The organism is Pseudomonadota bacterium, assembly GCA_039815145.1.
Lineage (GTDB): Bacteria > Pseudomonadota > Gammaproteobacteria > Steroidobacterales > JBCBZW01 > JBCBZW01.
In genome coordinates, this window is record JBCBZW010000057.1 from 23782 (window position 1) to 31051 (window position 7270).

Consider the following 7270-nt stretch of genomic DNA (forward strand, 5'->3'; position numbering starts at 1 on the left):
ATCCATCTCCTGGCGTTTACACGCCCCTTCTAATGGTCATGGAGTCTGCACGGCGTCGCTTTGCCCCCCGGCGCCGCCCAACAGCATCAGCGGGCTCCAGCGTGAGGCCGGGTGCGCCTGCCTGACCCGTGCATGGGCCTGGCGGTAGGCCGAGACCGGGTCGGCGCCGTCGCGCAGCCGTTGGTAGAAGCTGTCGTTGAGCGTGGCGGCCACTGCATCGGCGAGGGGCGCACGGGCGGCGATCACCCACGCGGCGCTGGCGCGCGCCACCGCGCCGCCGAGGCCGTAGACGCCCGTACCGGCGGATTCGGGCCAGCGACCGGAGTCGCAGGCGCTCAGGTTGACGAAGGCGTAGGGCGCTTCCGCGCGTTCGAGATCCTCCGCCAGCAGGCCCCGTTCCCCGGCCAGGCGAATCTGGGAGAGGCCCGGAAAGGCGGGGTCGTAGGTGGCATGGGCGTCGACGTGGATGAAGTCCGCGTGGGGCAGCGCGTCGGTGACCTGCGGGTAGCGAGCGGCTGCTTCGCTCAGGACCAGCGCTTGCGGGAACCACTGGCGGTAGCGAGGCGCGGCGTTGGCGGCGGCGCGCAGGTCGGCGCTCGGGTTGACGATGAACAGCGGCCTGCGCGCTTGATCGGTTGCTGGTCGACGCCCCCGTCGGGTGCCGGCAGGTCGCAGGGCTACCGTGAGTGTGTCGGCAAGCCAAGGCGATGCCGCTGAAGGGCTCACCGGCAGGGCCTCCAGGGGCACACGCTGCAAGGGGCCGTGCAACGCGATGTGTAGAGGAGCGTCGGCGGGAAAGTCCTGGGGGTTGGGAGCGAGCGCTTCAGCGAGGGGGCGCGTGAGGGTTCGCCAGGTGGTGTCATCCACACCGCGTTCCATCGCGCCTTCGATACTCGCTAGGTGAGATCTGAGCGTTGCTCTTTCGAGCGGCGTGCGCCGGTACGGGCGTACGCCACCATCGCCCTGACGTTGGAGGATGATGACTTCGTCGGGCAGGGCGAAGGCGCGCAGTTGCGCCGTGGTGTCTGCGGTGGTGGTCGCGGCAACGTCGGGGCAGCTGCTGCGCGAAAGCTGCTGGAGTTCATCCAGGAGGACGCGGCGCGAGCTGGCTTGTTGCGCGCGTCGGCTCGCGGACGCCGGCGCCTGCAGGGTGGCGAGCTCGCCGAGCAGATAGTTCACCCGCGCCTGATCGGATCGATCCTCGAGCGGGGGGCAGGGGGTGCTCGCGAGCGCCTCGTCCAGGGTGGCGAGCAACTGCCAGGCCTGCTGCGGATAGCCCCGCTCCACCGCCACCCGCGCGGCACGGTACACATCGTCCGCCCATCGGCCCGGCGCGCTGGCGCTGGCCGTGGTGCCGCCGGCATCGCGCTGGGTGTGGAGGATGAGGGCTGCTTCGAAGGCGCTGGCGGCCTCGTCCAACGCGTCACGCTCGCGGGCCACCTGCCCGAGCAGGCTGAAGGCCCACGCCGCCACGCGCGGTTGGGGGGAGGTGCCGGCGAGCGGTCGAGCCAGGGTCTGCACGCGTTGCGCATCGCCGCGTTGCCGGGCGTCCACAGCCTCGACCAGGGTGGCCCACTCGCGCAGGGCGCCGGCGCGGCCGGATGTGCCATTCGGGGTGGCGTCGAGCAGCGCGAGCGCTTCGTCGAGATAGGGTCGCCACGGGGTGCTGGCCCGCACCGCGTGCAGGGATAGGTTAATAAGAATATTCGCTCTTTCCAGAGGGTTCTCATCGCCCTGGGTGGCGAGGGCGTCGGCGAGGATCTCCTTTACGCGCGCCAGGGTGGAGGCGTCGGGGTCGGTTTGCATGAGGAGCGACCAGGCGAGCGTGTTGCGCGCGTAGGGCAGCAGGCGCTGGTCGCACTGGGCGGTCTCGCAGTCCCTGATCGCGGCGTCCAGGCGGTGGGTGGCGTCGGCCGCGTTGCCGAGACGCGTGAGCACTTCACTGCGCTTCATGGCCGCGGTAATCGTCTTCGGGTGGGCGATGGCGCGATAGGCGCGCTCCGCGTCGCGCAGGTCGATCCACGCCTGCTGGAGGTCTGCCGGCCCCTCGAGGGCGAGGGCCGCGTGTTCGTAGCGCCACTGGGCATTCCAGGCGAGGGCGACGGGGGCGTTCAGCCACGCAGGCGTCTCGGCCAGGTCGCGGCGGGCGCTCTCGCGAAGTGTGAGATCGCCGCTGCGCCTCGAGAAGAAGCTCGCCACCAGACGCAAACGTGTGCGCAGCAGCGGGTAGGGGCGGGCGCGGGCTTGCAGCTCGCGCAGCTGCGCCACGGTGCCGGTGTCGGCCTGGGCGCGGCTGCTCGATAGCACGGCGGTGAAAGCGTCGGTGAGGTCGGTGCGAGTGCTGTCCTCGTGGCGGTGGAACAGCGGTTGGCAGGGCACGCGTTGGCGGGTGCCGTCGTAGCGATCCTCGAGTTCCGCGCAGAGCGCCGTCCTGCCTTCGCGATCCCACGTCAGCGCACCCGCCGTGAAGCACAGGGTGGCGCCGAGGCGGGTGGTCGGCGGGGAAAACTCGGGAGGCGCCGGTGTGCCGTCGAGATGGAGGCGGGCTTGCCACTCGCTGGTGTCGACGCTGGCGGGTGGGGCCAGGCACAGGGTGAGGGGTGCGGTGTCGCCGCGCCCCAGGTGCAGGGGCAGCACGGCGTCGCCGCCGTCGCTGACGAGCAGTTCCGCGTGATCGCGCAGGGTGATGGCGGTGTCGTCGGTGAGCAGCGGCGTCGGCGAATCCGTGCAGGCGACGCCCAGCGCGGCCAGCGCCAGCACCGGTGTGGCACGCCTCACGAGGACAGGTGCAGTTGCTCGGCGCACTCGCTGACCGCGTCGTTCAAGGCCTGGCGCAGCTTGTACGTGGCCTTGCGCGACCAGCCGGTGCTCTCGGCGATCTGTTCCGGGCTGAGGCCGTCGAGGTAGCGCAGGGTGAAGTAGAGGTAGACGCGTGGGTTGCGCTGGCGCAGGCAGTCGTCAAGGCGCAGGAGCATGTCCTCCTTGAGCGAGTACTCGGCGGGGTCGCCGTTGTCGCCGATGGCGTCGGCGTCGATCAGGGCCACTTCCGGGCGCCGGGTACGCTCGCGGCGGCGGTTGCTGGCCACGCCGCAGGCCAGGTCCCACAGGTGCCGTGCCAGGGCATCGTGGGTGCGTTCGTCGCCGTCGGTTCGCTCGAGGAACTGGGTCAGTACGCGCGCGTCGTGCTGTAGGAAGAAGACGAAGGCGTCGTGCAGGAGTTCCTGCGCGTCGAGACCGCCGGGGAATCCGTAGCGGGCGCGTAGACGTCGAAACAACACCGGGGCGAAGGTGTCGTAGAGCCAGGCGATGGCCTTGCGGTCGCCGTCAACGATGCGCGCGATCTGATCGCCCAGCGTGTCTGCCATGGGCGGATTATGTGGGAGCGTTCACCGTGTTGCCCAGCGCCGCGGCCGGGCCGGAGGCGCATCGCGCCGGTCCGCGATCAGACCGGCGCGACGGCGAGGAGCCGAAGATGCCTCAGGCGGTGGCTGCCCGCTGGCGGCGCGTCGCCGCGCCCAGGCCGCAGAGTCCCAAGCCGAACAAGGCCAGGACGCCAGGCTCGGCCACGCCGACGTTACCGACGATCACGTAGCTCAGGGTGTCGATCGCCACCTGGGCGGCGCCGTCCTGGAACTCTATGCGCGCGACGTCCAAACCCGCCAACGAGCCGATGCCCACCTGGGCTTCGGAGGTGTTCGAGCCATCGAAGAAGAAGGTGTCGAGCAGGTTGCCGGCCGTGTCGAAGGCCTCGGCCATGAAGTTGACGCCGGCGCCGGAGGTGACCCAGCTGAAACTGATGTCCGTCACCACGCTCGCGAAGTCGATCGCGCCGGTGGTGCCGGGCGCGTTGGTGATGCCTACGCCGTCGATGAACAGGGAGCTCACCGTCTGCGAGACGTTCTCGAAGTCCGTGATGCCGAAGGGCTCATACACGGTGGTGCCGTCCAGCTGGCCGACGCTGAACTCATCGAAGGTCAGGGTGACAGGCGTGGCGTGGGTGACCTGGGCGCCCAGTAGCAGGGCGAGGGTGGCGAAGACGGCAACGCCAAATGAAGTGGGTGTGCGGGACATCGACGATCCTTTCCAATGCTCGTTGTTATTCGGGTTTTGCAAAACCGCGCTTATGGTAAGCAAGTACTGCGCCAGAGCGCGGAGAGCCCTGTTGTAGCAGGGAGCATCGGCCACCGTGGGGTGTCGCCAAATCGTCGTATGTAAACAATACCGACGGACGGTGAGGGAATCCCGCCTCAGCGGCTAAGGGGTTTCCCTGAGCGGTAGGACGCTCGCCTCGGGTCGCCGGTGGTGCGAGCTAGTCGTATCGTTAGGTGAAGGTGATGGTGGAGGCGGGACGCGCGAGCGTCCCGCCCGCCCGCCCGGCCGTCGCCTTAGCCGCCGATGCCGGTGATGAAGATGATCGCCACGGCGGGCGGCACGATGAAGCGCAGCAGGAAGTGCCACAGGTTGAAGGCGGGGCCGTCGCCAAGGCCCAACTCGTCCACGCTCGTGCGCTTGGAGACGCGCCAGGCCACGAACACGGCGATCAGCAGGCCACCCAAGGGCAGCAGGATCTGGTTGGAGATGTAGTCGGCGAGGTCGTTGAGGCCCTTGCCGAGCAAGCTCACGTCGGCGAGCACGTTGTAGCCCAGCACGCTGACCACGGCGAAGGCCGCCACGGAGCCCACCACCAGGAACACGCTGTTGTGGCGCGACATGCCGTACTGATCCTCCACCCAACTCACGGTGGTCTCGATCAGGCCCACCATGGAGGTGATGCCGGCCACGGCGAGGAGCAGGAAGAACATGATCGAGAAGACGTAGCCAAAGGGCATGGTGGCGAAGGCGACGGGCAGGGTCTGGAAGATCAGGCCGGCGCCGGCGTCCGGTGACAGGCCGTTGTTGAAGACGATCGGGAAGATCACCAGGCCCGCCAGGAGCGCCACCATGGTGTCCGCGCCTACCACGATCAGGGTGGAACCGGGAATCGAGATCGAGCGCGGCAGGTAGGACCCGAAGGTCATCATGCCGCCCATGGCCACGCCGATGGAGAAGAAGGCCTGACCGATGGCGACCAGGAACACGGAGCTGTCGATCTTGCTGAAGTCCGGCGTGAACAGCCACGTCAGTGCCTCGCCCATGCCGCCCAAGGCGATGTTGAAGCCCGCCAGCACGAGCAGCAGCAGGAACAGCAGGGGCATGAGAATGGTGACGGCGCGCTCGATGCCGTTCTTCACCCCGGCGAAGACGATGGCGCCGGTGACGAACAGGCCGGCGACGGTCCAGATGATCATGCCGAAGGGGTCGGCGGTGACCGAGCTGAACTCCGCTTGTGCGGCCGCCGCATCGAAGCCCGAGAAGCCTGTGAGCGCAGCTTTGTAGAGGTACCAGAGCACCCAGCCGACCACGGCTGCGTAAGTGATCACGATCATGTAGGCGGCGAGCACGCCCATGTCGCCGACCAGGCGCCAGTTGCCGGAGCGGCCCTCCTGGGTGGCGACGGATTTCATCGATCCGGGCGGGCTCGACTGGCCACGCCGGCCCACCATGAGTTCGGCGATCAGGATGGGCACGCCGATGGCGAAGGCACACGCGAGGTAGATCAGCACGAAGGCAGCGCCGCCGTTTTCCCCCGTGACGTAGGGGAAGCGCCAGATGTTGCCGAGGCCCACGGCGAAGCCGATCGACGCCATCAGGAAGGCGCCTCGGTTCGACCATTGTTCTTGTGCTGGGGTGCCAATCGTCATGCGTTCGCGTTCCTTCGATCTCTTGGGTTGGGTCCAGCGCCAGCGCTCGACGCTCGCCGGGCCTGCCGGCACCTGCTGGGCGAAAGTATCAAAGAAACGCCGGTAACGCGCGTCGTTCGACGCCGTTCGTATCCATCCGAGGCCGATCCAAGCGTTTTCGCGTGGCATCCGAGGCGCACTGCGCGAAGCGCCTTGGCATAGTACGGGGGACCCGATGCACGGGAAGGAGCACAGCGAATGTTGGTGGTAAGGGAGAAGGGACTGAGGACTCGCCTGGGGGTGACCGTGCTGGCACTGATGGCCGTCTGCCAGGCACACGCGCACGGCGACGCAGCAAACGAGGCGGCGCTGGAGCGCTGGCGGGCCCGTGCCGCCCGCACCACGATCACCCGCGATGACTTCGGCGTGCCGCACATCGCCGCACCCACCGACGCGGACGCGGTCTTCGCCCTAATGTACGCCCAGGCCGAGGACGACTTCCCGCGCATCGAGCACAACTTCCTGCTGTCCCAGGGCCGTCTGGCGGAAGCTGAAGGTGAGACAGAGATCTGGCGCGACCTGCGCATGAAGCTCTTCATCGACCCCGAGCACATGCGCGCCCTCTACGCCGAGAGCCCCGCCTTCCTGCGTGCCCTCATGGACGCCTGGGCCGACGGCCTCAACTTCTACCTGCACACCCACCCCGAGGTGCGCCCGCGCGTGCTCACCCGCTTCGAGCCTTGGATGGCCCTCACCTTCAGCGAGGGCAGCATCGGGGGTGACATCGAGCGCATCGACCTCGAGGCCCTGCGCGCGTTCTACGACGTCGCCCCGTCGATCGCTCGCGCTCGCCTGCGCCGCGGGCCGGTGGACTCGCCGTTCTCCAGCGGTATTCGCCTGGCGGCCAGCGCCGCGGAGGCCGCGGGCGTCGAGGCCGAGCCGCTGGGCTCCAACGGCATCGCGATTGCGCCGGCCAAGAGCGCCAACGACGCGGCCCTGCTGCTGATCAACCCGCACACCTCGTTCTTCTTCCGCCACGAGGCCCACGTGACCAGCGCCGAGGGCCTGAACGCCTACGGCGCCCTCACCTGGGGGCAGTTCTTCGTCTACCAGGGCTTCAACCCGACCGCAGGTTGGATGCACACCTCGAGCAGCGTCGACAACATCGACGAGTTCGCCGAGGAGGTGGTGGCCGGCGAGCAGGGCCTCGCCTACCGCTACGGCGAGGGCGAACTGCCGGTGCAGGTGCGCACGATCACCGTGCCCTACCGCACGGGCGAGGGCATGGCCGAGCGCACCTTCACCACCTACCGCACGCACCACGGCCCCGTCGTACGGAGCGAGCAAGGGCGTTGGGTGAGCGTGGCGCTGATGGAACAACCCATGCGGGCGCTCATGCAGTCTTACCTGCGCACGAAGGCCATGAACCTCGACGACTACCTCGGCATCATGGCCCTGCACACGAATTCGTCGAACAACACCGTGTTCGCCGACGCCGAGGGCAACATCGCCTACCTGCACTCGAACTTTGTGCCCGTGCGCAACCCTGC

At 68.5% G+C, this 7270-nt stretch carries 5 protein-coding genes; 1 reads left to right on the top strand and 4 read right to left on the bottom strand.

Features of this window, described 5'->3' with window-relative positions; genetic code table 11:
- Positions 1-36 precede the first annotated feature (36 nt).
- The 4 genes from AAF184_14725 to AAF184_14740 all read right to left on the bottom strand — a co-directional run bounded on the left by AAF184_14725 (position 37) and on the right by AAF184_14740 (position 5741).
- Positions 37-2778 carry a CHAT domain-containing protein gene (locus AAF184_14725; GenBank protein ID MEO0423589.1) on the bottom strand — a complete coding sequence of 914 codons (2742 nt, stop codon included), beginning with the start codon at positions 2776-2778 and terminating at the stop codon, positions 37-39.
- The gene (locus AAF184_14730; protein ID MEO0423590.1) at positions 2775-3365 is read right to left on the bottom strand and encodes a hypothetical protein; all 591 of its coding nucleotides are present in this window, start codon (positions 3363-3365) and stop codon (positions 2775-2777) included. Before AAF184_14730 ends, AAF184_14725 begins: the two co-directional genes overlap by 4 nt.
- 112 nt (positions 3366-3477) lie before the next feature.
- Complete coding sequence (locus AAF184_14735) at positions 3478-4071, bottom strand: PEP-CTERM sorting domain-containing protein (protein MEO0423591.1); 594 nt, start codon at positions 4069-4071, stop codon at positions 3478-3480.
- Positions 4072-4385: 314 nt separating this feature from the next.
- Positions 4386-5741 (bottom strand): sodium-dependent transporter, encoded by a 1356-nt coding sequence (locus AAF184_14740; protein ID MEO0423592.1) that lies wholly within the window; start codon positions 5739-5741, stop codon positions 4386-4388.
- 297 nt (positions 5742-6038) lie between these two features.
- On the opposite strand from AAF184_14740, the gene AAF184_14745 reads away from it, so the two are divergent.
- Positions 6039-7270 (top strand): penicillin acylase family protein (locus AAF184_14745; GenBank protein MEO0423593.1); only part of this gene is annotated, 1232 nt, incomplete at its 3' end.

Excerpts from the sequence above, each read along its gene's own strand:
- AAF184_14730 (MEO0423590.1), bottom strand. The coding sequence starts at position 3,365 with ATGGCAGACACGCTGGGCGATCAGATCGCGCGCATCGTTGACGGCGAC.
- AAF184_14735 (MEO0423591.1), bottom strand. The coding sequence starts at position 4,071 with ATGTCCCGCACACCCACTTCATTTGGCGTTGCCGTCTTCGCCACCCTC.
- AAF184_14740 (MEO0423592.1), bottom strand. The coding sequence starts at position 5,741 with ATGACGATTGGCACCCCAGCACAAGAACAATGGTCGAACCGAGGCGCC.